We start from the raw sequence: 24,688 nt of genomic DNA on the forward strand, positions 1-24,688 counted from the left end.
GTAACTAGACACGCCATGACCATAAAACGTGATGACTTCGACCCTAAAGCATATAACCCTGAGTTTAAGCGCCACTTTCTGTCGCCTAAGTACTGGGGCACGTGGTTAGGTGTTATCTTATTTTTACCTTTATCATTAATGCCACTGAGTTTACAAAAGTGGTTGGCGAAAACCATAGCCAAAAAACTGTCGAAATCCCACAAAGGGCCAGCTCACCGAGCGAGGGTTAACTTTGAGCTGTGTTTTCCAGAAAAGTCGTTCCAAGAACGTGAAGCTTTGATAGAAAAAACACTCTACACAGCAGCCATGTTCTTTTTTCGCTTCGGGTTACTAAGTTTACGCTCACCAAAATGGCTTCAGAACCGTTGCCAAATTCGCGGCCTAGACATTTTACGACAGCACATTGATAACAACGAAAATGTGATTTTAATGGTTCCCCACTCTTGGGCTATTGATGTGCCTGCTATCTTGCTCGCTTCAATGGGAATGCCAGTTTCTGCAATGGCGAAGAAACAAAAGAATGATGTTGCTGACTGGCTGATGCACAAGCAAAGAGTTCAATACGGTGGTCGCGTTTATGAACGCTCAGGTGGCATTAAACCTTTTCTGAAATCCATTCGAGATGGCTATGTAGGGTATTATCTACCCGATCAAGATCACGGCCCAGAGCATAGCGTGTTTGTCGATTTTTTTGCCACACGTAAAGCAACTCTACCTGGTTTAGGCAAAATTGCGAAACTATCACGCTCAAAAGTACTGCCTCTATTTGCGTCGATGAACACTGAAGATGGTACGTTTGATATTGAGATTTTACCGGCGTTTGAGCTGGATAAAGGCGAAGAGCATGACGCTCGTACCTGTAATGAAGCCATTGAATATTTTGTCGGTGATAAACCCGAACAATATATGTGGGTACTGCAGTTGCTGCACTCTCAAGAAGACGGTAATAACTATTACAATTTGTTTAAACCAAGATATAACAGCGACTGGAAAGTGCAGTGAAAGTATTTGTCGTAAGCTTGGATCGATCGCTAGATCGCCGAGAACGCATTGAAGAAAAGTTAAAACAACAAGGCATTACGTTTGAATTTTTTGATGCCGTAGATGGCTCTGTTGACAGTTTTCTTCATTCAGAAAAAAGTCGTCCAACCATTACTCTACGCCGCAAAGGGTATCAATTAAAAACCAGTGAAGTCGCCTGCTTTGCAAGCCATTACGAGTTGTGGGTTCGCTGTGTTGAGCTTGATGAACCGATCGTCATCTTAGAAGACAACGTCGACCCCGTAGAAGGGCTGAAGCGAGTACTCAAACATACCCTTCCATTGACTTCTACTTATGACTACATCAAGTTGTCTGCCACTCAGAAGTGTGCATTCACCCCTATCGTACCGATTGATGATAATCATATGTTAGGGGGCTACTCTGCTGGAACTTGTGGTACCACCGCATATATTGTCACACCTAAAGCAGCCTCAAAGTTTGTTATGCATGCTCAAGAGTTTATTGAACCAGTCGATGACTACATGGAAAAACCATGGAGACATGGTGTTCAAGTTTACAGCGTGTCTCCAGATCTTTTTACTAGAGCTGAGATTGCTTCGACGATTGGTGGTAAAAGAAAAGATAAATCCAAAATGACTCTTGCGAATAAAATATACGCTGAACTTTTTAGAACTTATGAGTCAATTTTGAAATTCCTATACTGGAAAAACAAAGCATGAAGATTTTAGTCATTGGCCCTGCGTGGGTCGGCGATATGGTAATGTCGCAATCGTTATATATCGTATTAAAGCAACGTCATCCAGATAGCCAAATTGACGTTATCGCTCCAGGATGGTGTAAACCGATTCTTGAGCGTATGCCAGAAATCCACCAAGCTATTGAAATGCCTATCGGTCATGGTGAATTTAACTTATTAGGCCGCAGGGAAATTGGTAAATCATTACGCGAAAAGCAATATGACCACGCTTATATCTTGCCTAAGTCAGCGAAATCAGCACTGATCCCATGGTTTGCCAACATTCCTCTTCGTACTGGCTGGAAGGGAGAAATGCGCTATGGTTTATTGAATGACTTACGCCCTAACATGAAGTCTTTTCAGTACATGGTAGAGCGCTATGTAGCGTTAGCTTATCCAAAAGCAGAAATGGTGGACTCTAATTCTCTTGGCGGGCTTGAAACCTTACCTCGCCCACGCCTTGCAATCAACGCGGCAGAGCAACAAGCCACGCTCAAAAAGTTCAACTTAACGCAAGACCAACCAACCATTGGACTGTGCCCAGGAGCAGAGTTTGGTCCTGCCAAAAAATGGCCCGAAACACACTACGCTGAAGTTGCGACGCAAATGGCTCGATCTGGGCATCAAATCTGGTTGTTTGGTTCTCAAAAAGACTTAGAGACTTGTAACAATATCCGCGCACTTGTCCCGACGCAATTCCATGAGAACATTCATGTTCTAGCAGGCCAAACTAGCTTAATTGAAGCGGTCGATCTGCTTGCTGCATGTAAGACTGTTGTCGCGAATGACTCAGGCTTAATGCATGTGGCAGCTGCGGTTGGTTGTAATGTTGTTGCCGTGTATGGCTCAACTTCACCGAAGTACACACCCCCACTAGCAGAAAAAGTGGAGATTGTTCATACCGATATTGATTGTCGCCCTTGTTTCCAGCGTGAATGTCAATACAAACACCTTAAGTGCTTGACAGAACTTTCGTCTAAGCAAGTGCTAGATAGCATCCAAAAACTTGACGCCATTACGATAAGCTCATGTTAGTTCGTATTGTTTATACCTTACTACTCGCTCTAGCGTCACCGCTGTTTTTATTTGGTTTGTACAAGAGCAAACCAAATAAGCCTAAGTTCGGCTCTCGCTGGAAAGAGCACTTTGGTATTACTCCCAAGATAAAAAGCAACGACAAACCTATTTGGATACATGCCGTCTCTGTCGGTGAAAGCATCGCGGCAACACCTTTAATCAAAGCCATTAAGGAACAAAACCCCAAACAATCTATTCTAGTTACCACAACAACAAGTACCGGAGCTGAACAGATTGCTAAGTTGGGTGATTTAGTTGAACACCGCTATATGCCAATTGACTTTGGGTTCGCTATCAAAGGTTTTCTTAAAGCAGTGCAACCAAAACAGATGTTGATCATTGAGACTGAGCTGTGGCCAAACACGCTTCACAATGTTCACAAAGCGGGTATCCCTATAACTGTCGTGAATGCGCGCCTATCTGAAAAATCATGCTGTAACTACGCCAAAGTTCAACCTTTGTTTAACGTTATGTTGCCATGCCTAGCTCAAATCCTTTGTCAGACGGAGTCAGACGCAAACCGGTTTGAACGACTGGGTGTTGATAAAGACAAATTAGCCGTAACTGGCTCTATTAAGTTTGATATTCAAATATCAGAGCAAGTGAAACAGCAAGGACAGCAGCTTCGAGCCCAGCTTGGAGACGATCGTCCAATTTGGATTGCCGCTAGCACCCACAAAGGCGAGGACGAACAGGTATTAGATGCACATAGACAAGTTTTAAAATCTCATCCAGATGCTTTACTCGTTTTGGTTCCTCGCCATCCAGAACGATTTGATGATGTATTCACGCTTTGCCAACAGCAAGGCTTTAACACTGTTCGTCGCACTTCAACGCATGCAGTAGAGACGAATACTCAAGTATATCTCGGCGATACAATGGGTGAGATGCTAACGTTGATGGGCGCAGCGGACATCTGCTTTATGGGTGGAAGCCTAATTGGAGATAAGGTTGGTGGGCACAATGTACTAGAGCCTGCCATGTTAGAAAAAGTCATCATTACTGGCCCTAGCTATTTCAACTTTAAGGAGATTGTTGAAAACTTACTAGCTGTGGATGGTATCTTAATTGTGCCAGACTCAACGACCCTTGCCCTAAGGACTACAGAGATCATTTCTCAACAAGATAAATATTTACTCCGAGCTTTGCATGCTAATAAATGGGCCTCATCCAATCAAGGCGCTCTAAACCGAACAATGAGCTTACTCCCCCAAAGTGATAAGTAATAACTTAATAATTAGTTTGATAAATACCTCACTTTTACTATTAAGCTTGTATGTTTTACTGTACTAAGCACTTTACCTGTTTAACTTAAAAAGAATATCCATTATGCAAAAAATTTTAGACTGTACTCTTCGCGATGGTGGCTACTATAACCACTGGGACTTTTCACCAGAAGTCGTTGACGCTTACCTCACAGCAGTTGCAAAAGCTAAAATTGATTATGTTGAGTTAGGGCTTCGTAACTATCCTAAGTCTGTTTACAGTGGTCCTTTTGCTTATACGACTGAAGAGTTTCTAAACACGCTACACCTACCGAAAGGTCCGACATACGGCGTAATGGTTGACGCAAAAACTTTGCTAGATGCGGGTAAACCTGTTGTCGCTGCCATCAATGATCTTTTTGTACCAGCACAAGAAAGTAAAGTTGATCTCGTTCGTATCGCGGCACATTTCAATGAAGCAGAGCAGTGTGAAAGCATGATTAAAGCTTTCAAAGAAATGGGGTATATCGTTGGTTTAAATCTGATGCAAGCGGGCGGAAAACCATCCGAGGTTATAGCGGAAAAAGTACAGGCGGTAGCAAAAGCAAACCCTGACGTCATCTATTTTGCTGACTCTCTCGGTAATATGGATAGTGCAGAAGTCACTCGCATTGCCGAAATTGTAAAGCAAAACTGGGATGGCGACATTGGCATCCACACCCATAACAACATGGGTCAAGCAATGTCTAATACGATGACAGCTCGTTCGAATGGTGTTACATGGTTGGATGTGACGGTTACCGGAATGGGACGAGGCGCTGGGAACGCCCAGACCGAAAACCTGCTCGCCGAGCTTGATGGACTAGATAAATACTTGCCAACAGCAATATATGAACTAGTTATTCGCCATTTTGAGCCAATGCAAAGAAGATACGGTTGGGGCTCAAGCCTTCTATATTACTTGGGAGCCAAAAACGATATTCACCCAACTTATATTCAGAATATGCTTTCTAATCCTAATTACGGAACAGAAGAAATTGTTGGTGCTATCGAGCATTTAAAAAAGCTAGAAGGTACGACAAGCTATAATGGTGATGTCTTAGAAGAAGCGCTTACTGTAGGGAAAATAAGCCAACCAACTGAAAGCCAATCAGACCTATCAGGGATCTTTTCAGGAAAAGAAATTTTACTGGTCACTAATACGCCCAATACGGCAACACATAGAGTCGCGATCGAGACATACATTAAGACTCGAAAGCCTATCGTAATTGGCATCAATACAAAGCATGAGATTAACACTGAGCTTTTCGATTACTTTGCTGTATCTCATAACTCTAAATACTTGTCAGAAAGCAGCCATTACTCAGAGGTAGCCAAACCCGTATTTTTGCCAAAGAACCGCTTTGACGAAGACGAGCTAAGTAAATTTAGTAATATTTCTATGATTGATTACAGTAGCACCATAGAGAAGGATACTCTCACCGCCCATAAAAACTACTGTACACTACCGTATGACAATACCGCTGCATATGCGTTATGTATCGCTTTTATAGGTCAAGCGCAGAAGATATCTCTCGTTGGTTTTGATGGTTATGATGTGACTGACCGACGCCAAATGGAAATGAATGAGATCTTTAGCATGGTTAGTCAGCAGTTTGGAAGTACATCAATTCAAGCGTTAACCCCAACCACTTATCCAGTAAAAGCAGGGTCTATTTATGCACCCGCTATTTAATGGCTATGATACTGTTATTTTTGACTGCGATGGCGTGATCTTAGACTCAAATAACCTCAAAATTGATGCCATGCGTAATGCTTTACGCATGGCCCAAGTATCAGAGCTCGAAATAGACAATTGTTGCAATTACTTTAAAGCTAATTTTGGCAAATCGCGTTTTCATCATGTGAGTTACTTTGTTGAACATTTCATCCTAAATACAGATGAAGCATTGTACGAACATATACTAAGCTTCTACTCAAAGCAGTGTGAAGAGCTATACATGGAAGCTCAACTAACGCCTAATTTTATTGCAGCAATTACAGATTGCCCAGCCAAACTCTATGTAGCGAGTGGATCTGCTCAAGACGAATTACGAGAAGTATTTGTTAAAAGAAAGCTGGGGCAATATTTTACGTTAATTCTAGGATCACCTACCGCGAAAGCAGATAACGTTGCAACCATCCTAAAGGAGTCTTCAGGCGCGACTCTAATGATCGGTGACGCATTATCAGACTTTCACGCAGCCAAAGAGAATAATATTGATTTTCTTGGCTATCTTCCTTTTTCAAATGTAAAAGAAGAGCTTGAAAGCTTATCAAAAAGTGAAGGTTTCAATATTCTAAGGAGTTGGTAAGCATGAGTGTCCATGTCTTTTTACCATGCCGAAAAGGCAGTGAGCGTATCCCAAACAAAAATACCAAAGACTTTGCTGGTGTAAAAGGTGGGTTGCTAAAAATCAAACTGGATCAGTTAATCAATATAAATGATCTAGATTCGATAGTCGTATCTTCAAACGACGACGTTGTTCTAGAGTTTGCTTCAACATATAAAGATTCTCGCATACGAATAGATGAACGCCCAGAGCACTTAGGCTCAAGTTCAACAAGCACTGATGATCTTATTAGATACGTTCCTTCGATTATTACTACAGGTCACGTACTTTGGACTCATGTAACCTCGCCTTTCCTCGATGAATCCGGTTACCGTGCAATTCTAAAACAATATCTCGCGAGCCTCTCTGAAGGATATGATTCATTAATGACAGTCAAAGAGCTACGCGGTTTTATTTGGAATAAAGACAGACCGATTAGCTACGATCGTAATATAGAAAAATGGCCAAGAACTCAGACGATTGAACCTTTGTATGAAATCGATAGCTCAGTCTTTTTAAATAGCGTCGAAAACTACAAAAAACTAAATGACCGAATTGGACTAAAGCCTTCGATGTACATACAGGATGCAGAGAGCTCAATTGATATAGATTGGCCAGAAGACTTTACTTTCGCAGAGTCCGTTTGGTTACAGAAAAATAGATAAATAATCATAGGTAAGTGGGCATTACCATTGTAGCGTCTACTTACCTGTAATTTCACCGCCGAGGGTAAGCATCGATCATAGAAAAATTAGACCTATTTATGACTTTTACCCCTTTTAGCTCTGCCCATTTATTCAGCAGTTGATGTGCATAAAACGTCAGAAAAGTTAATCGCATCAAGTCCGTCATGTTAAAAGGTTTGATCTTTTGAGGGTTTTCTAGAAGTGGCAACTTCTCTTCTTTTCCATAGAAATGCTTGTAGACCATATAAAGCTGGTTATTTTCTTGATCGACATGGACATCATTATGGAAGCTCATATCTGCCCCAAATATTTCCACTGAATCATATTCACATAAAATTGCTACATACACAGCAAAGATAAGAACATTTACAGCTGGAGGTGCAACAATACCTGAAGATAATGCTATTGGCCCATATTTAATATTGGTTACATTACTAGGAATTGCTCGAAGCACTTTTACAGCTATGTTGCTATTTTTGATATTTCCCTGAATGAACGCTATGTCTGCAAAGTCAGGAATAATCAATTGCATTTTCCAAGACACAAGTTCGTTTAGATCTTTAAACAATTTATCTCTTTTTTCCACCAACGAACTATGAGTGGCTTCATCCCAGAAATAGCTATCAATCAAAATATATTTATTGGGCTTCAAAGTCGTAAAGTGCTCAGACTCCGAAAAGTGATTCACAGCAATCACATCAGTATCTGTACTGATATTATTAATATCTGATTTTAAGGATGGTCCATTACCTAAAACTGTACATTTCTCATATGTACGATAAAAGTCTTTAGGTGAGTCAGTACTTTTATCACTTCGTTTTTTGAATGAACGGAAAGTTGAAGCAAAATGCCTCTTCATACTTATCGATTGCTTTATATTTCTAATTGTACTCATTTTAACCTACGCAAAACTTTTAAAACCGTTCGATAATCCAATGTTTTAACAAGATAACAAATCGCTTCGCTGTACAAAGCAAAATTTGATTGTGGAAGTGATGCCATAAACTCAGCGGAACGCATCCGTTTTTTAATCGCACTCACAGCTTCATTGGCATTTTTACTCTGCGCATCTCGTAAATTCATTTTAAGATCTTGCAGCTCACGCTGAGCATTGATAACTGTGTTGTTATATTTTTCTTCGCGTGTTTCTTTTGCGAACGTTGATATGCCACCTAGTCGATATTGAATCCATTTTTTGTTTTCATGATGAATACCATTTAACAAAAAGGCTCGGAGGACATTGATGCGATCTTCATTGATGATGTCTTTGTTGTAAGGAGCAAACTCGTTCAGTACATCAGAGGTAAAAGCGGCGCAACAGCCATCTACTGCACACTTTCTATTAATAATATTTTCGAGTGTGTAAGGCTTTTTATTTTGCTTGATCGACTCAAATGGCTCAATGATATCGCCTTGCTCAGAAATTTTGTCGTAGCTACCAATAATTAAGCTTGGTTTACCATTTTTCAACCAAGTTTCATAAGTTTCCTCAACTCGGTTCGGCATCGCTATATCATCGCCAGCTTGTACAATAATGAGCTTATTTTGGTATTGCCCCCGCAAGGAGTTGATTTGGCTAACTAAACCAACATTTTGCGTATTGTGGCGATATTCAATATTTAATCCTTTAGGCGCAAACTCTAAAAGGGATAGAATCTTTTCATGGCTATCATCTGGAGAGCAATCGTCCAATACTAACAGCTGGCTCGGCCATGCTGTTTGATGTAATGCCGCCGGAAGCGTTTTATCGAGATAACTTGATTGTTTGTAGCAAAAGAAGACATAAACCACATCTTCTAATACTTGCACATGCTCTTGTGTCATTGCTCAACCTTAAAAGAGTTGATTGCATCGACTACTTTTTGACTCTCGTCTTCACTCAAGTAGGGCGACATCGGCAATGACAGCACTTCATTTTGCAACTGCTCCGTCAGCGGCAATAACAGATGACTGAACTCTTTATAAGCCTGCTGTTTATGCGGCGCTATCGGGTAATGTACTTGTGTCTGAATACCATGCTCTGATAAATGCTTAACCAATGCATCTCGGTGTAAAGTTCGCACCACAAACAAATGCCATACATGGGCATCAGGCTCAGCTACTTCCGGTAAGATAATATTCGGGTTGTTGATTTCACGTAAGTAAAATTCCGCCAACTCCTGACGCGCTTTCGTCTGCGCTGGAAGGTAGTTCAGTTTCACTGACAACATCGCCGACTGAATTTCATCCAAACGACTGTTCAATCCTTGATAAAGATTCTGGTATTTAACATGAGAGCCGTAGTTACGAAGGGCACGCAAAGTTTCTGCCAGCTCATCATCGCTAGTCGTAATAGCACCACCATCACCTAACGCACCTAGGTTTTTACCCGGATAGAAGCTAAAACCTGAGGCATCCCCCCATGCGCCAGATTTCTTACCAGCAAGTGTCGCACCATGAGACTGAGCGCTGTCTTCCAACACGAGAAGATTGTGTTTTGTCGCCAACGCCATAATCGCTGGCATATCGGCTAACTGACCATACAAATGCACCGGCAAAATCACTTTGGTCTTTTCTGTAATCGCCGCTTCAATCGCTTCAGGACTGATATTGTGAGTCTGCTCATCCGGCTCCACAAACACCGGTACCAAGTCCGCTTCGGTGACCGCCAATACCGATGCGATATAGGTATTACCCGGTACGATAACTTCATCACCCTTGTTGATTTTGCCTAGCTCTCGCCAAGCCTTTAACGTCAGTGTTAAAGCATCTAGGCCGTTCGCAACGCCTATACAGTGTTTAACACCACAGTAGTCAGCAAATGCTTGTTCAAACTTTTCAGTTTCCTTGCCAAGAATATACCAGCCAGATTCAATCACGCGTGCACAGGCTTGTTTCAATTCGTCTTCGTACTCGGAATTTAAGCGCTTTAGCTCTAAAAAATTAACCATTATTTTTCTCTACATAACGTACTATCTTGGCTGGGCTTCCAACCACAACCGCATAGTCTGGCACTGAACGGGTGACCACACTGCCTGCACCAACCATCGCATTTTTTCCGATGGTTATGCCGGGCAAAATTGTGGCATTGGCGCCAATGGAGGCGCCTGATAGGATTTTTGTTTTTGGAAATGCCTCTGGCCATACTTTTGAACGTGGGAACTTGTCGTTCGTGAAAGCGGCTGCTGGACCAATGAACACATCATCTTCAATTTCAATGCCATCCCAGAGGTAAACGCCACACTTTACGGTGACTCTATCTCCTAGGACCACATCATTCTCGATGAAGGTATGCGCACAGATATTACAGTCACGACCAATTTTAGCCCCAGCAAGGACCACGGCAAATTGCCAAATAGACGTCCCCTCGCCAATTGTCGATGAAGCAACATCACTGAGTGCATGAATTCGCATGGCCTACCTCTTTAAGAAATGTGTCATAGTCACGGATATAATCGGCTTCATCATACAATTCACTAGCGACAACCATTAGTACACAATCTTCAGAAAAGTCGTGCATCTCACGCCATTTTAAGCCTTTGATATGCAGTCCTACATCGGGAGAGGAAAGCGTCACTGTCTCTTTCGTGGTACCATCATCAATGACGAAAGTCACGCTACCTTTCATGCAGATAGCGACTTGCTCTAAGTCGTAGTGTGCATGAAAGCCCCTCGCTAAACCGCTTTGTGTATCAAAGATGTAGTAAATACGTTTGATATCAAACGGAATGTTTTTGTGTTGCTCTAACGAGATTAGTGAACCTCGCTCATCACCCATTTTCTGAAAAGATATTAGCGGTATATTCGACATTTATTCTTCCAATAACTCTAGAAGATAGCGGCCATAATCGTTTTTAGATAAGGCTTTTCCTGCGGCTTGAATGTGCTCTCGCGTTAACCAGCCTCGGCGATAAGCAATCTCTTCTAAGCAAGCCACTTTATAACCTTGTCGTTTCTCGATCGTTTCGACAAAATGCGCCGCTTCAAGCAAGCTGCCATGTGTCCCCGTGTCTAACCACGCAAAGCCGCGCCCTAGTACGTCAACCGTCAACTTCCCTTGCTCTAAGTAAGCTTGGTTAATACTCGTAATTTCTAGCTCGCCACGGTGGGACGGTTGGATAGTTTTGGCAATCTCCACGACGCGATTATCGTAGAAATACAGGCCGGTCACGGCGTAATTGGATTTTGGCTCGACTGGCTTCTCTTCAATCGATAGCGCTCGCATCTCGTCGTCAAATTCCACCACACCAAAGCGCTCTGGGTCTTTCACTTTATAGCCAAAGACCGTCGCACCTTCTGTTAAGGCTGCAGCTTGCTGCAACTTCGGCGAAAACCCTTGCCCATAAAAGATGTTGTCACCCAGCACTAAACATACTGAATCATCGCCAATGAATTCTTCGCCAATGATGAACGCTTGAGCTAAGCCGTCTGGGCTTGGTTGAATCGCGTATTGCAACTCAATGCCAAACTCTGAGCCATCACCCAATAGGCGCTGAAATCCTTCCTGGTCTTCTGGCGTGGTGATGATCAAGATTTCACGAATGCCAGCAAGCATGAGTACCGACAACGGGTAGTAAATCATTGGTTTGTCATAAACCGGCAGTAACTGCTTAGAGACACCGCGTGTAATAGGGTAAAGGCGAGTGCCCGAGCCGCCTGCTAAAATAATGCCTTTCATTATTCGCCCGCTCCTAGTCGCTCTAAACTGTATGAACCATCAAGCACACGTTGCCACCATTGTGGGTTGCTTAGGTACCATTCGACGGTTTTGCGAATGCCGCTTTCAAAGGTTTCTTCTGGCGTCCAGCCAAGCTCTTGAGCGATCTTGGTGGCATCAATTGCGTAACGCACATCATGACCAGGTCGATCTTTGACATAAGTGATCAAAGATTCATAATACTCGACCCCGGCCGGCTTGTCTGGTCGCAACTCTTCAAGCAAAGCACAAATGGTTTTCACCACTTCGATGTTTGCTTTTTCGTTATGGCCACCAATGTTGTAGGTTTCACCGACTTCACCTTCGTTGACCACTTTGTACAGCGCGCGTGCATGATCTTCCACAAACAGCCAATCTCGGATTTGCATACCATCGCCATACACAGGCAACGGCTTGCCGTCGAGGGCATTTAAAATCATCAGAGGGATCAACTTCTCTGGGAAGTGGTACGGGCCATAGTTGTTGGAGCAATTGGTGACAAGTGTCGGTAAGCCATAAGTACGTTGCCAAGCGCGAACCAGATGATCGCTCGAGGCTTTTGACGCTGAATATGGGCTACTCGGCGCGTATGAAGTGGTTTCGGTGAACAAATCATCCGTTCTCTCAAGGTCACCATACACTTCATCCGTAGAAATATGATGAAAACGGAATGCCGATTGGCGCGCTTCATCTAGGTTCGACCAATATTGTCGGGCCGCTTCGAGCAGATGGTAAGTGCCCATCACGTTGGTCTCAATAAAAGCAGCAGGACCATCAATAGAGCGATCGACATGAGACTCAGCGGCCAAATGCATCACCCTATCGGGTTGATGCTCTGAAAAAACGCGGTCTAGTTCAGCTCGGTCACAGATATCCACTTGCTCGAAGTAGTAACGTTCACTCTCTGAGACATCAACCAGTGACTCTAGATTCCCTGCGTAGGTCAGTTTATCTAAATTGATAACAGTATCTTGAGTGTCACGAATGATATGTCTGACAACAGCTGAGCCGATAAAACCAGCTCCACCGGTTACTAATATTTTCTTCACGAATGTTACCTACGTTAATTTGTGTGTCATCAGATACACATGAATACTTTATGATTATTGTAGTTTATAGACTCACTCGAGCATCGTTAGACTCAAGAAGGCTTACTTAGGGCAATCAATTATAAAATGATAAAAAACCCAATTAAATTTGAGAAGCGTAACCGTCCTGCAAATGCTCAAAATCGGATTCTTGCCAAATAATCTGTCGCTTTAAACGCTCTTTATTAAATGAACGCAGGAGTCTATTTAGATTTTGAGCCTTCCAGTCACCAGAAGCTTCAAAACGGCACTTATCAAAATCGATAATCCATACCTTATCTTTGTCGTCGATCAAGATATTATGGATATTCAAGTCGGTATGGTTAACGCCAACCTGATGCATCTTGGCAATTTCTTGCCCTATTTTTTGATACATTTCTGCCGATAAAGACTGTTCTTGCAAGATACTAACCAGATCTCTGGCGTTCGGGATTCGCTCACTTAATAAATCAGCTTGATAGAAGAGTCCTGACTTTACGGCTCTTGCTGCAATTGGGCGAGGAACGTGCACCCCAGCCTCGATTAGCGCCAACAAAAGCTGAAACTCTTGCGCACAACGGGTGTTATCCCAGCCAGAGAACCGATAATGATCGTTAACTAACTTCCCAAACAAACCACCACGACGGTAATGACGCAGTGCTGCTTGCATGTTCTCTAGTTGGATAAACCAAGTCGTGCCTCTACCCGTCGCACTGCCAACCACCTTGTCTAAGGACTGCCAGTATTTCGCATCAAATATCGGTTGGCTAGGGTCTGTCATGATCTCGTCATCAAACCAGATCATTTGGTTGTTGTTTTGATACTGTTGAGTCACGCGCTTACCCTCTAGCCTAAATATCGGCTGGCTAATATATACAACCAAGTAAATCCGGCGAACGCCAATGCAACCATAACGGCAGCAGAACCTATGTCTTTAGCTCGACCACTGAGTTCATGCCGCTCAATACCGATACGATCAACCACAGCCTCAATAGCTGAATTCACAAGCTCTACAATCAAGACTAACACCACGACCCCGATCATTAAGATACGCTCAATCATGCCGACATCCACTAGCCAAGCCAAAATCACAGCGATACTCAACAGAGCCAACTCTTGTCGAATGGCAGCTTCATGCTTAAAAGCCGCTTTTAATCCTTGGATCGAATAACCCGTCGCTTTAACGATGCGCTTTAGCCCGGTATTACCCGGTTTGCCAGATTCTTGCGATTGATGCGGTGTTGTCTTTGACATTGCAGAACACTTATCAGTACTTAGCTATATTCGAGCCGTGTATTTTACATTTATTGGGGATGTCTGCATAATTTACCTGCCTCTATTCATCGAATCAGACAATAATTATGTTCACTTCTGCCCCATCGTCACTATGCGTCTTGCGTTTGTCCGCTATTGGAGACGTTTGCAATACTATCGCCACCATTCAAGCTATTCAGAAACACTGGCCTTCGACCCAGATTACTTGGATAACGGGTAAACTTGAAGCCCAGTTATTAGCCGCCATCGATGGTGTAGAAGTGATTGTTTTTGATAAAAAAGCGGGACTTGATGGCTACAAATCGCTTTGGCGACAGCTGAAAGGCAGAGAGTTTGATGCGCTATTGCATATGCAGTACGCGATTCGAGCGAGTGTCGCGACGTTAGGCATTAAAGCAAAATACAAACTTGGTTTCTCTTCTGATAGAAGCCAAGATTTTCAGACGCTATTTACCAATGTCAAAGTGCCTTCCCCGCAATCTCTTCATGTCGCAGATGGCTTAATGGCCTTTGCCCATCAAATTGGGGTACCAAAGGCAGAACTAGACTGGGTACTTTCTTATTCAGACCACGACCAAGCTTGGGCAGAGTCTCATATTTCTCGTAGTAAACCTAACCTGCTGATTGTGCCTGGTGCGAGCAAAGCTTATAAAAACTGGAACGCGGAAGGTTATGTGGATGTGATTCATCACGCCAGAGCAAAAGGCTGGAACGTGATTCTGGCAGGCAGCCCTGCTCAGGTAGAATTGGACCTGGCAGAGGCCATTCAATCTCGCTTGGAAGAACCGTGTCTAAATTTAGTTGGACAAAGTTCAATTCTGCAAATGCTTGCGTTGATAGATAAGGTCGAAATGGTCATCGCTCCCGATACCGGACCAGCACACATGGCGAATGCAATGAAAACGCCAATCATCGGGCTCTATGCACACCATAATCCGCTGCGAGTAGGGCCTTACCGTTATCTAAAATACGTTGTCTCAGTGTATGAAGAAACGATCTTTGCGGAAACAGGTAAAAACAGTCACGAGTTAAGCTGGCGAACTCGCGCTAAAGATGAAACGGCAATGAACCGCATTACCAGCACTCAAGTAATGAGCATGTTCGATCAAGTCTTAGAAGATTTGTATCCTCAATACCAGTAAACTTACTGTCTTGATTTGTTAAGAAGGAAATGACCTTGTCCAAACCAACCTTAGCCGTTGCCTTAATTGTAAAAAATGAAGAGAAGCACTTACAAGCTTGTCTAGACACAGTAAAAGATTGGGTCGATGAGATTGTCCTTCTAGACTCGGGCAGCACCGATCGCACCGAAGAAATCGCCCGACAATACACAGATAAGTTTTACACCAACCTAGATTGGCCAGGTTTCGGTAAACAACGCCAACTTGCGCAGCAATACGTTACGGCAGACTACGTTTTATGGCTTGATGCGGACGAACAAGTCACTCCAGAGCTAAAAGAAAGTATCTTACACGCGGTATCAGCCAATAAGCCGAACGTTTTATACAAACTTAATCGACTAAGCTCAGCGTTTGGTAAGTTCATCTACCATTCTGGCTGGTCTCCAGACTGGATTGTGCGCTTATATCGCACCGAATATACGCAATATAATGATTCGCTCGTTCATGAAAAAGTTGATGAGAAAAACTATCAAACTGAAAAACTGGATGGTCGACTGCATCACTACACTTACGAGCACCTTCATCATTACATCAATAAAACCACTGGCTACCTCAAGGCCTGGACGGATGAACGTGAAGGTAAAAAGAAAGCGGGTTTAACGACCGCTATCGTTCACGCTCTTGCTAGCTTTTTGAAGATGTATGTGCTCAAACGAGGCTTCCTTGATGGCAAACATGGTTTCATTCTAGCTTGGCTAAGCATGCACTCTACTTTTGTAAAATATATCGATCTCTACTTACGTGAACAGGCAAAAAAATCATGAAAACGACTTTAATTATCACCACTTACAACTGGAAAGAAGCATTAAAAGCGGTGTTAGAAAGCGTGAAACGTCAAACCGTTTTGCCTGATGAAGTCATCGTTGCAGATGACGGTTCTCGAGACGAGACCAAAGCAATGATCGACCAACTGCGTGACGGCTTTCCCGTACCACTTATTCATAGCTGGCACGAAGATAATGGCTTTCAACTTTCAATGAGCCGCAACCGTGCTATCGCAAAAGCATCAGGTGACTACCTCATCATGATTGATGGCGATATGGTGTTGTCTCAAACGTTTATTGAATCACATAAACAAGTCGCAAAGCCAAATTGGTTTGTGCAGGGTGGACGTGTGTTAACGGATGAAAACTGCAGCAAGGCCATCATGGAAAACGGCTTAGTGCCTTCTATCTTCAGCAAAGGCATTCGCAATCGTAAAAACTGCATCACCAACGCTTTGCTATCGAAATGGTTCTCTTACGAGCGCAATAACGATAAAGCCACTCGCGGTTGCAACATGGCGTTTTGGCGACAAGATGTCATCGAGGTGAATGGCTTCAACCAAGATTTTGTTGGATGGGGACGCGAAGACAGCGAGTTTGTTCATCGCATGTTGAATGCGGGTAAGTCACGTCTTTACCTAAAATTCGCAGGTGTAGGCTACCACTTGTACCACGTAGAAAACTCTCGTGCGTCACTCGGACAAAATGACGAGATTTTAGAGAACACCATTAAAAACAAGCTTAAACGCTGTGAGAATGGTGTTGAACAATTTCTAGAAGCTTAAGGTTATAAAAAAGGGGCGAAACGCCCCTTTTTTATTGTTGCTGAGATAAAGCGAAGTACTTATCGGCAACCATCAATGAGATCAAACGCTCTTTACGTTTATCTTTGAACTGCTCAACCCACTGGTGCGCATTTTCAATGATCGCTAATGCTTCTTGCTCATTCGCTAGATAATAGTCCATCTTTTCGGGCAAATCCGAATAGTCATCCTTCACTTCAACATAGTGGACACCAGCCTCTAACTTACCTTCCATAAACCAAGTCTCATATTTTGGCTTTGACATAATAACCAAGGAGTTAGACGACATAGCCCACTTAAGGTTGGTGGCCACATCATTGCCTTCTATACAGAGCAAAAACTTATACTGCAGTTGCTCTTCAATACTCATAAAGCCCTTTTCCCATGGTTTCCCTTCTACCGGGCGGGTCTGGCCAATGTTGCATTGCGGATGGTTGTAGAACGCATGAATCACCTTTTGACGATGAGGCTGAAAACCCACACCACGCCAAGCGACCATGTCCTTTTTATCTTGATAGCGAACAGGATCATCAACAAATTTAAAATGGCGAACTTGGTTGAGTTTCAATACCACTGAATTTTGGTTGCTACCAAAAATAGGGCGGCTTTTTATAAAGCTCGGTACATTGGGAATGTGTGTAACATCACCGTTGATGTAGTTAAACGCAAAACTGGAAGGGAAATAGCGTACAACTTGGCGAAGATCGAAAAAATACGTCCAACCTTTCGTTTTTTTGAATGTATCGACAGTCGCGTAACTTTGTTCTCGGCTATCGACTGAAAACGGCGTTTCACACTTGTTGTAATAGTTCACCCGCTCAAGGCAGAGGTGCTTCTCGGCTTCAGTTAAATTCGAAAGTAAACGCTTTGCTTGTGCTCGATATACAAAACGAGGGATAAGTATCGAGAGAGCGTTTGAGAAATAATAAGGGAACTTACTGTCTTTCATTCAGTTTTTCCCCAATCGCGATGGCTACTGGCTTGGGAACGAACTGATCGATACTTCCGCCATGAATGGCCACTTCTCTCACGATAGTCGACGATAGAAACGCAAACTCTTCTTCAGGTGTCAAAAATACACTTTCGATACCTGGTAATAGCTTTCGGTACATGTTGGTCAGTCCAAACTCGTATTCAAAGTCTACCGTTGTTCGCAAACCACGAATAAGAACCTTAGCTTGCTCATCTCTCGCGAAATCCACTAATAACCCAGAGAACCCCTTTACCGTCACACCAGGTAAATGCGCTACAACGTCCTGCATCAGTGCAACGCGCTCTTCCAATGAAAACATGGTGTTCTTCGATGGGCTTGCGGCTACGCCAATCACAACCTCATCAAACATTTCGTGAGTACGTTCTATTAGATTGAGGTGACCATTAGTCACTGGATCAAAAGTGCCCGGATAAATGACTTTCATATAATTTACTAAGTTATTCGAAACTGATTGAATTATTGAGGCTCGAGCGCAAGATTACAACAACTTAAGCTCGATATTAGCTCGTCTTACTTCTGACACTCACCACAAAAGAAGGTATTACGCTGCCCTATTTTTAGCTCTTGAAGTCGTTCGCCGCACTCTGGGCATGGCTCTCCGGCTTTTCCGTAAACTAGTAACTCTTGTGCAAAGTAACCCGGCTTTCCATCGGCTTGCGCAAAATCTTTCAGCGTAGTCCCACCTTGCGTAATGGCAATCTCAAGTGTCATTTTGATATTTTCAACAAGTACCCCCCACTCTTGAGAAGTCAGCTTACCTGCAGGCCTTGAAGGGTGAATTCGAGATTTAAACAACGACTCATTCGCGTAGATGTTCCCGACACCAACCACGACTTTGTTGTCCATGATGAACTGCTTGACGGCGACACGCTTATTTTTAGCTTTCTCCACTACATATTCCGCATTGAACTCTTCAGTTAAAGGCTCAGGCCCCATGTTTGCTAGTACAGCATGTGACTCGCCAGGAGCACACCACAGCCATGCCCCAAAACGACGCGGATCGTTATAACGCAGTATTTTTCCACTGCTTAGTTTGAGATCTACATGATCGTGCTTTGCTGGCGGAAAGTCGGCATCTAGGACACGTAAAGACCCCGACATGCCCAAGTGAACAATGGCTGTACCTGTGTTTGTCTCGATCAGTAAGTATTTCGCACGACGGCTAATCGCACGGATCACCTGCCCTTCCAATTTTTTAAGCTCTATAGGAATATCCCAGCGCAATTTAGGCGTTCGAAAAGTAAACGACTGGATCGTTTGTCCAACCATGTGGGGGCTAATCCCCATACGACTGACTTCAACTTCTGGCAACTCAGGCATTAGATTCTCCAATTCACCGGCTAATAGTTCTCGCTGCTAGCATAATCGAAAAGAAAAACGATAAATAGGGAAAGGGGTATAGGCGCAAAAAGGCTCTACTCTGGCATAAGGTAGTTTTCATCGACGGAGATAGCGACCCATTTGTCTTGCCAGGTTTTAAATAGCCAGAAATCAGGTAAACGAAAGAAAGTCACCCGCTGCGGCTCTTCGAGATCCTGATACCAGACTTCTACCGTTTCAGGTGCCGTCAGGTTAGGTTTTAAATGATCGAACTGTTCCGAGGTAAGCTCGGTCCCTTCCAATGACTGCCAGCGTGATACAAGCTCACTGATCGGTGCATCGACTTTGATATTGGATTGCCATCGTCCATCATGCAGTTCGAACTCCCAGCCACTATAGTACAAAGACTCAACCGTATAGTCGGAGCGAAGTACATTTGGGTAAGGGTCTGCTTGGTCTGTTAATAGGTAAGTTTTGATCCACATCGGCGCATTTAAGATCACTATAAACGCGATAATGCCCAGAATAAGAATATTGTTCCATCGGCGGCGACGAGCCGGACTCACACGCATAACCATCTCTACTCTCTTATAGTTATGAGTAAACTACCAAAGACTATTGATCTTGACTAGAACAACGGTGTGCAAGTGTGTAGAGAAGTGGTGACTAGGCGACAGAGAGCGAACAATCAAAAATTCAAGTATAGAGTCGGACCAGTAAAATGACTTCAGCAGTGCTTTATAATCCGATGACGTACTGAACACTTTTCTTCAGCACTTTTCTTTAGGTAATAAAAAACCCAACTCGAAAGTTGGGTTTTTCAATTCATCAAAGAGACTGAAACCAATTATTTATTTGATTTTTGCTTCTTTGTACATAACGTGCTGGCGAACTACTGGATCAAACTTTTTGATCTCAAATTTGCCTGGCATGTTACGCTTGTTCTTATCAGTTGTGTAGAAGTGGCCTGTACCTGCAGAAGATACTAGACGGATTTTCTCACGAACGCCTTTCTTTGCCATTGCTTATTTCCTCTTAAACGTTTTCGCCACGTGCACGCATGTCTGCAAGAACAGTATCAATACCTTTCTTGTCGATGATGCGCATACCTTTAGCAGATAGACGTAGTTTAACAAAACGTTTTTCGCTCTCTACCCAGAAACGATGAGTTTGTAGGTTCGGCAGAAAACGACGCTTAGTAGCATTTCGTGCGTGTGAACGGTTGTTACCCGTTACTGGACGCTTACCAGTTACTTGGCATACTCGTGACATGAATGTCTTCTCCAAAATCGTTTCAGCTCGATATCAACCTTGGTGGCCGAACCTCTCTATCTCTCGAAAAGAAGTTAGAGGTTAAGAACCGCTATGGAAAATCCATACAAGGCTATCAAAGGTCGCGCATTATACTAACTTGATATGCATTGCTCAAGACCCGAACAGATCCTTTTTACAGGTTTTCGTGATCTTTTTTTAGACAGCAGATTTTTTTAGCAGTCCAAGCTGAATTCAGTTAAAAATTTAGTGGCGTGGATGATAGCAGATTTTTAGCAACTAACAACCTAAAAAACGCACAGTTATATCCAGCCTCTTTCAGCAAAAGAGACACTTTCCCCATCTCCGATGACGAAATGGTCCAAAATACGAATATCCACCAATGCTAATGCGTCGGTGAGACGCCTTGTAATCCTTCTGTCAGCTTGGCTCGGCTCAGCGACGCCTGAAGGATGATTGTGCGCTAGAATCAAAGCCGCCGCGTTATGATGCAGAGCACGCTTGACGACTTCTCTCGGATACACCGACGCGGCATCCAACGTTCCTTCAAATAAAATTTCATCTTTTATCACTCGGTGCTGGTTATCGAGAAAAAGAATATAAAAAGCCTCTCTTTGCCGATCCCTTAAAATAGAAGAAAGATATAACTTAGTTTGGTCGGGGCTGGTTAAGGCATCACCGCGCTTTAGCGTCTCCGCCAAATAGCGTTGTGTCATTTCTAGTACCGCTTGCAACTGAACATACTTGGCTTGCCCCAATCCTTTGTGACGACAAAACTCTTCTTCTGATGCTGAAAATAGTTGTCTGAGCGAACCAAAGTCTTGAATAAGGAAGTCTGCAAGCTCAATAACGTTCATTCCGTGGGTGCCCGTGCGCAAGAAAATGGCCAGTAGCTCAGCATCGGTCAATGCTTGCGGTCCTCGTTGCAACAACTTCTCTCTGGGCATGGACTCAGTTGGCATAGCTTTCAGTATCATCTGATGTCTCTTTATATGGAAAGTGCCCCTATTCCACAAAACAAAAAGCGAAAGTCGAGTATGACTTTCGCTTTCTTCGTACCATCAGTGCTTTCCATGCAACTTAACAGTTCATCAGAGTTTAAAGTTGCCAACCAAGCCGTGAATTTCTGTTCCAGATTGTGATAGCTGCGTGCTGATTGACTCGGCATGCTGCAACGTCTCATTAATGTTGTTCACGATCTGTTGAATAGCCACTAAGTTTTGGTTGATGTCTTCTGCAACCGCACTTTGCTCTTCGGCGGCAGACGCGGTTTGAATACCCATATCTCGAATTGTTCCGATAGAATGATGAACACCAGAAAGAGATTGCTGAATGAGCGCCGATTCTTCCGCCGTTTTTACACCTCGTTTTTGGCTCACCGACATCGTACTGACCGCTCTTGATACACCATTTTGTAGCTGCTTGAGCATGTCGCCAATTTCATGAGTACTATTTTGTGTACGACTGGCTAACGAGCGAACTTCATCCGCAACGACGGCAAACCCTCGACCTTGCTCACCGGCTCTAGCCGCTTCAATCGCCGCATTTAGGGCCAACAAATTCGTTTGCTCGGCTATCTCACCAATCACATCCAGTACTTTGGTTATTTTCTCGGTTTGTAAACTCAACTCAGAAATTGCATCTGACGTACTGTCTATCTCCATTACTAGCTCGGTAATACCTTCTATTGCTTGTTCCACTTCACGCTGAGCTTCGGTAACTTGACTGTTGGCATCCTCAATCGCCTGTGCTGTCGCATTGGTATTGCTGGCTACTTCTTTGGCTGTCATGCTCATTTGCGTCACTGCCGTCACGACTTTGTCCGTCTCTAAACAGTGATCCTGCATTTGACCGCTCGCTTGGCTGGTCTGAGTGTTCAGGCTTTGAGAGACGGTCTGTACTGTCGTCGCAGAGCGGTGGATATCCTGCATCAGTGGGTGCAGCTTATCCATAAACTCATTAAACGCGGCCGCCACTTCACCGACTTCATCCTGACTTTCGACTTTTAAACGAGCCGTTAAGTCACCGCCGCCTGCGGCTACATCTTTCAATGATGCCGCGACATGTTGTAATGGCTGAATGCCTTTCGACACCACGATACTGGTGAGAACACTGGTAATGATCAACCCAATAACGGAAATCAACACGGCAGATAACGTATGCTCTTTTAGCTCTTGAGTCTTTAACTCTCTGTGCATCGCAACTTGCTGGTCGATGTCATCAATATAAACACCAGTGCCTAAAACCCAGTCCCATTTCGATAAATATTCTGCATAGCCTAGCTTAGGCGCTTGTGCGTCAATGGTCGGTTTGTGCCACGAGAAATAGAGGAACCCATCCCCTTTTTGAGAAGCATCAATCAAGCCCGCGATAACTGCGACCCCATTTTCATCTTTTAAGTCGTAAAGGTTTTTACCCTCTAAAGAAGGTTTGATGGCATGTAACGTATTCACACCTTGAGAGTCGTAGGCAAAAAAGTAACCATCGCTTTCAAAGCGCATGGCTTTCAGAATTTCTTTTGCTGCCTCTTTATTACTTCCATTTACATCCGTGTCGTATAACGGTTTTATCGCCGTCACACCCATCATCATGTAGGCTTGTAACTCTTTCTTTTTCGTTTCGATGAGCTCTTGCCTATCTCTTGCCAGCTCCGCTTCCAAACTTTTACTGCTGTTGATGTAATACACCACTGAGATCAACGTGGTGATCAACAACAGCGGAATTAGGGTTATCAGCAGCAATTTATTTCGACTTTTCAACACCATGGTTTCCAGTACCTCTTTTTCTTTTCAGACTTGCAAACTCCGCGCAACTTGTCTGTGAGGTAGGCGAGAATTTTCCCTTCCTCGGTCAGATTAATACTCTGGAGTTTGATGTGAATTATCTTCTCGTTATATATGCTCGGGCGGTCAGACTTTGAATTGTGTTAAAATCCGGTCATCAAATTGGAGATCTCACATGCAAACACTAGCAGGAAAGAAAATTCTACTCGGCATCAGTGGCGGTATTGCTGCGTATAAATGTGCGGAGCTAACCCGTCGCCTCATAGAGAGAGGAGCGCAAGTTCAAGTGGTAATGACGAAAGCAGCAAAAGAGTTCATTACCCCTTTAACCATGCAAGCCGTTTCGGGCCGTCCTGTCTCGGACAGTTTATTAGACCCAGCGGCGGAAGCCTCTATGGGCCATATTGAATTGGCCAAATGGGCAGATTTAGTACTATTAGCGCCAGCGACCGCGGACTTAATCGCGCGCATGTCTGCAGGTATGGGGAACGATTTGCTTACCACGCTTGTGCTCGCGACGGATTCCCCTGTTGCTGTATCTCCTGCGATGAATCAACAGATGTATCGCAATATCGCAACCCAAGAGAACATCGCAACGTTAGCGCGTCGCGGTATGCACATCTGGGGCCCCGCTGCAGGAGAGCAAGCCTGTGGCGATGTGGGCCCAGGTCGAATGCTGGAACCAATGCAGCTAGTGCATCTATGTGAACAGTTCTTTCAGCCAAAATTGCTAGAAGGTAAGTCGATACTCATCACCGCAGGCCCAACTCGCGAAGCGATTGACCCAGTGCGTTACATTACGAATCATAGCTCCGGGAAAATGGGCTATGCATTGGCGAGCGCCGCAGCGCAGATGGGAGCCAAAGTCACCCTCGTGAGCGGTCCTGTCAGTTTAAATACGCCCGTAGGTGCTGAGCGCATTAATGTTTCCAGTGCACAAGAGATGCACGAAGCCGTTATTGCACACGCAAACAAGCATGATGCGTTTATTAGCTGCGCTGCCGTTGCGGACTACCGCCCACAAACGATCGCGTCTCAAAAGTTGAAAAAGACAGAAGACAACGACGAAATGGTCATTAATATGGTTAAAAATCCTGATATTGTTGCATCTGTAGCAGCAATGACGGAGAAGCGTCCGTTTACCGTCGGCTTTGCGGCTGAAACCAATGACGTAGAGACCTACGCTCGAGGCAAGTTAACAAAGAAAAACCTCGATATGATCTGTGCAAACGACGTTTCGGTTGCAGGGCAAGGATTTAACAGCAACGACAACGCGATTACCCTGTACTGGCCTGAGGGTGAACTTGCGCTCGATTTAGAATCAAAAGAAGCATTGAGCTTTAAAATTCTCGAAAAAATGCATCAATTGATGTAACTAACGTTTGAAAACCCTGCCAACTTTTCACAAAAGCTGGCATAAATTTGGTACAAACATGACAACTAAGGGTGTTAAATCTCCCATTCCACCCTTAGTGG

At 43.7% G+C, this 24,688-nt stretch carries 28 protein-coding genes; 11 read left to right on the forward strand and 17 right to left on the reverse strand.

Features of this window, described 5'->3' with window-relative positions; all coding sequences use genetic code 11:
* Positions 1 to 15: 15 nt before the first annotated feature.
* From lpxM to FKN16_RS08115, 7 genes are all read left to right on the forward strand, one after another.
* Positions 16 to 1,002, forward strand: coding sequence for a lauroyl-Kdo(2)-lipid IV(A) myristoyltransferase (gene lpxM, locus FKN16_RS08085; protein ID WP_170902447.1), 987 nt, complete (start codon positions 16 to 18; stop codon positions 1,000 to 1,002).
* Positions 999 to 1,721, forward strand: coding sequence for a glycosyltransferase family 25 protein (locus FKN16_RS08090; protein ID WP_170902448.1), 723 nt, complete (start codon positions 999 to 1,001; stop codon positions 1,719 to 1,721). Before lpxM ends, FKN16_RS08090 begins: the two co-directional genes overlap by 4 nt.
* A complete protein-coding gene (waaF, locus tag FKN16_RS08095; protein WP_170902449.1) occupies positions 1,718 to 2,773 on the forward strand; it encodes a lipopolysaccharide heptosyltransferase II in 1,056 nt (351 codons plus the stop codon). Before FKN16_RS08090 ends, waaF begins: the two co-directional genes overlap by 4 nt.
* On the forward strand, positions 2,767 to 4,041 hold the full coding sequence (gene waaA, locus FKN16_RS08100; RefSeq protein ID WP_145473334.1) for a lipid IV(A) 3-deoxy-D-manno-octulosonic acid transferase: 1,275 nt from the start codon (positions 2,767 to 2,769) through the stop codon (positions 4,039 to 4,041). Before waaF ends, waaA begins: the two co-directional genes overlap by 7 nt.
* 103 nt (positions 4,042 to 4,144) lie before the next feature.
* Positions 4,145 to 5,755 carry an aldolase catalytic domain-containing protein gene (locus FKN16_RS08105; RefSeq protein ID WP_145473335.1) on the forward strand — a complete coding sequence of 537 codons (1,611 nt, stop codon included), beginning with the start codon at positions 4,145 to 4,147 and terminating at the stop codon, positions 5,753 to 5,755.
* Complete coding sequence (locus FKN16_RS08110) at positions 5,739 to 6,374, forward strand: HAD hydrolase-like protein (RefSeq protein ID WP_170902450.1); 636 nt, start codon at positions 5,739 to 5,741, stop codon at positions 6,372 to 6,374. Before FKN16_RS08105 ends, FKN16_RS08110 begins: the two co-directional genes overlap by 17 nt.
* A gap of 2 nt (positions 6,375 to 6,376) precedes the next feature.
* Positions 6,377 to 7,057 (forward strand): acylneuraminate cytidylyltransferase, encoded by a 681-nt coding sequence (locus FKN16_RS08115; RefSeq protein WP_048626031.1) that lies wholly within the window; start codon positions 6,377 to 6,379, stop codon positions 7,055 to 7,057.
* Positions 7,058 to 7,109: 52 nt separating this feature from the next.
* Here FKN16_RS08115 and FKN16_RS08120 read toward each other — a convergent pair whose 3' ends face one another.
* From FKN16_RS08120 to FKN16_RS08160, 9 genes are all read right to left on the reverse strand, one after another.
* Positions 7,110 to 7,973, reverse strand: a complete 864-nt coding sequence (locus FKN16_RS08120) for a hypothetical protein (protein ID WP_086046452.1) — start codon at positions 7,971 to 7,973, stop codon at positions 7,110 to 7,112.
* Positions 7,970 to 8,902: a glycosyltransferase family 2 protein gene (locus FKN16_RS08125; RefSeq protein WP_170902451.1), complete on the reverse strand. Its 933-nt coding sequence runs from the start codon at positions 8,900 to 8,902 to the stop codon at positions 7,970 to 7,972. Before FKN16_RS08125 ends, FKN16_RS08120 begins: the two co-directional genes overlap by 4 nt.
* Entirely contained in the window at positions 8,899 to 10,008 is a 1,110-nt protein-coding gene (locus FKN16_RS08130) for a DegT/DnrJ/EryC1/StrS family aminotransferase (RefSeq protein ID WP_164666565.1), read from the reverse strand. The genes FKN16_RS08125 and FKN16_RS08130 overlap by 4 nt, the downstream gene beginning before the upstream one ends.
* Entirely contained in the window at positions 10,001 to 10,471 is a 471-nt protein-coding gene (locus FKN16_RS08135) for an acyltransferase (RefSeq protein ID WP_064368913.1), read from the reverse strand. The genes FKN16_RS08130 and FKN16_RS08135 overlap by 8 nt, the downstream gene beginning before the upstream one ends.
* Positions 10,449 to 10,868, reverse strand: coding sequence for an FdtA/QdtA family cupin domain-containing protein (locus tag FKN16_RS08140; protein ID WP_064368912.1), 420 nt, complete (start codon positions 10,866 to 10,868; stop codon positions 10,449 to 10,451). Before FKN16_RS08140 ends, FKN16_RS08135 begins: the two co-directional genes overlap by 23 nt.
* Positions 10,869 to 11,735, reverse strand: coding sequence for a glucose-1-phosphate thymidylyltransferase RfbA (rfbA, locus tag FKN16_RS08145; RefSeq protein ID WP_170902452.1), 867 nt, complete (start codon positions 11,733 to 11,735; stop codon positions 10,869 to 10,871).
* Entirely contained in the window at positions 11,735 to 12,802 is a 1,068-nt protein-coding gene (rfbB, locus tag FKN16_RS08150) for a dTDP-glucose 4,6-dehydratase (protein WP_170902453.1), read from the reverse strand. The genes rfbA and rfbB overlap by 1 nt, the downstream gene beginning before the upstream one ends.
* Positions 12,803 to 12,944: 142 nt before the next feature.
* Entirely contained in the window at positions 12,945 to 13,655 is a 711-nt protein-coding gene (locus FKN16_RS08155; RefSeq protein ID WP_170902454.1) for a 3-deoxy-D-manno-octulosonic acid kinase, read from the reverse strand.
* An 11-nt stretch (positions 13,656 to 13,666) separates the two neighbouring features.
* Positions 13,667 to 14,074 (reverse strand): diacylglycerol kinase, encoded by a 408-nt coding sequence (locus tag FKN16_RS08160; protein ID WP_164666568.1) that lies wholly within the window; start codon positions 14,072 to 14,074, stop codon positions 13,667 to 13,669.
* A gap of 107 nt (positions 14,075 to 14,181) precedes the next feature.
* On the opposite strand from FKN16_RS08160, the gene FKN16_RS08165 reads away from it, so the two are divergent.
* Genes FKN16_RS08165 through FKN16_RS08175 form a run of 3 tightly spaced genes read left to right on the forward strand, consistent with a single transcriptional unit; the run spans position 14,182 to position 16,825 of the window.
* The gene (locus tag FKN16_RS08165; protein WP_130544845.1) at positions 14,182 to 15,237 is read left to right on the forward strand and encodes a glycosyltransferase family 9 protein; all 1,056 of its coding nucleotides are present in this window, start codon (positions 14,182 to 14,184) and stop codon (positions 15,235 to 15,237) included.
* Between the two features lie 35 nt (positions 15,238 to 15,272).
* On the forward strand, positions 15,273 to 16,040 hold the full coding sequence (locus tag FKN16_RS08170; protein WP_005395793.1) for a glycosyltransferase family 2 protein: 768 nt from the start codon (positions 15,273 to 15,275) through the stop codon (positions 16,038 to 16,040).
* Complete coding sequence (locus FKN16_RS08175; protein ID WP_170902455.1) at positions 16,037 to 16,825, forward strand: glycosyltransferase family 2 protein; 789 nt, start codon at positions 16,037 to 16,039, stop codon at positions 16,823 to 16,825. Before FKN16_RS08170 ends, FKN16_RS08175 begins: the two co-directional genes overlap by 4 nt.
* A 31-nt stretch (positions 16,826 to 16,856) precedes the next feature.
* Here the strand turns inward: FKN16_RS08175 and FKN16_RS08180 are convergent, their stop codons facing one another.
* From FKN16_RS08180 to FKN16_RS08215, 8 genes are all read right to left on the reverse strand, one after another.
* On the reverse strand, positions 16,857 to 17,792 hold the full coding sequence (locus tag FKN16_RS08180) for a glycosyl transferase family 90 (RefSeq protein ID WP_170902456.1): 936 nt from the start codon (positions 17,790 to 17,792) through the stop codon (positions 16,857 to 16,859).
* Positions 17,779 to 18,261, reverse strand: coding sequence for a pantetheine-phosphate adenylyltransferase (gene coaD, locus FKN16_RS08185; RefSeq protein WP_005395788.1), 483 nt, complete (start codon positions 18,259 to 18,261; stop codon positions 17,779 to 17,781). The genes FKN16_RS08180 and coaD overlap by 14 nt, the downstream gene beginning before the upstream one ends.
* A gap of 86 nt (positions 18,262 to 18,347) precedes the next feature.
* Positions 18,348 to 19,157, reverse strand: a complete 810-nt coding sequence (mutM, locus tag FKN16_RS08190; RefSeq protein ID WP_170902457.1) for a bifunctional DNA-formamidopyrimidine glycosylase/DNA-(apurinic or apyrimidinic site) lyase — start codon at positions 19,155 to 19,157, stop codon at positions 18,348 to 18,350.
* 95 nt (positions 19,158 to 19,252) lie between these two features.
* A complete protein-coding gene (locus tag FKN16_RS08195; RefSeq protein ID WP_170902458.1) occupies positions 19,253 to 19,729 on the reverse strand; it encodes a hypothetical protein in 477 nt (158 codons plus the stop codon).
* A 279-nt stretch (positions 19,730 to 20,008) separates the two neighbouring features.
* Positions 20,009 to 20,179: a 50S ribosomal protein L33 gene (gene rpmG / locus FKN16_RS08200; protein WP_004410866.1), complete on the reverse strand. Its 171-nt coding sequence runs from the start codon at positions 20,177 to 20,179 to the stop codon at positions 20,009 to 20,011.
* Positions 20,180 to 20,192: 13 nt separating this feature from the next.
* Positions 20,193 to 20,429 carry a 50S ribosomal protein L28 gene (gene rpmB / locus FKN16_RS08205; RefSeq protein WP_005384783.1) on the reverse strand — a complete coding sequence of 79 codons (237 nt, stop codon included), beginning with the start codon at positions 20,427 to 20,429 and terminating at the stop codon, positions 20,193 to 20,195.
* A 302-nt stretch (positions 20,430 to 20,731) separates the two neighbouring features.
* Positions 20,732 to 21,406, reverse strand: a complete 675-nt coding sequence (radC, locus tag FKN16_RS08210) for a DNA repair protein RadC (RefSeq protein ID WP_170902459.1) — start codon at positions 21,404 to 21,406, stop codon at positions 20,732 to 20,734.
* A gap of 114 nt (positions 21,407 to 21,520) precedes the next feature.
* The gene (locus FKN16_RS08215) at positions 21,521 to 23,194 is read right to left on the reverse strand and encodes a methyl-accepting chemotaxis protein (RefSeq protein ID WP_012841194.1); all 1,674 of its coding nucleotides are present in this window, start codon (positions 23,192 to 23,194) and stop codon (positions 21,521 to 21,523) included.
* A 193-nt stretch (positions 23,195 to 23,387) separates the two neighbouring features.
* Between FKN16_RS08215 and coaBC the strand changes: the two genes are divergently transcribed.
* Positions 23,388 to 24,587: a bifunctional phosphopantothenoylcysteine decarboxylase/phosphopantothenate--cysteine ligase CoaBC gene (gene coaBC, locus FKN16_RS08220; RefSeq protein WP_164666575.1), complete on the forward strand. Its 1,200-nt coding sequence runs from the start codon at positions 23,388 to 23,390 to the stop codon at positions 24,585 to 24,587.
* Positions 24,588 to 24,688: the final 101 nt, after the last annotated feature.

This window comes from Vibrio sp. 11-4(1), from assembly GCF_013048625.1.
Taxonomy (GTDB): domain Bacteria; phylum Pseudomonadota; class Gammaproteobacteria; order Enterobacterales; family Vibrionaceae; genus Vibrio; species Vibrio diabolicus.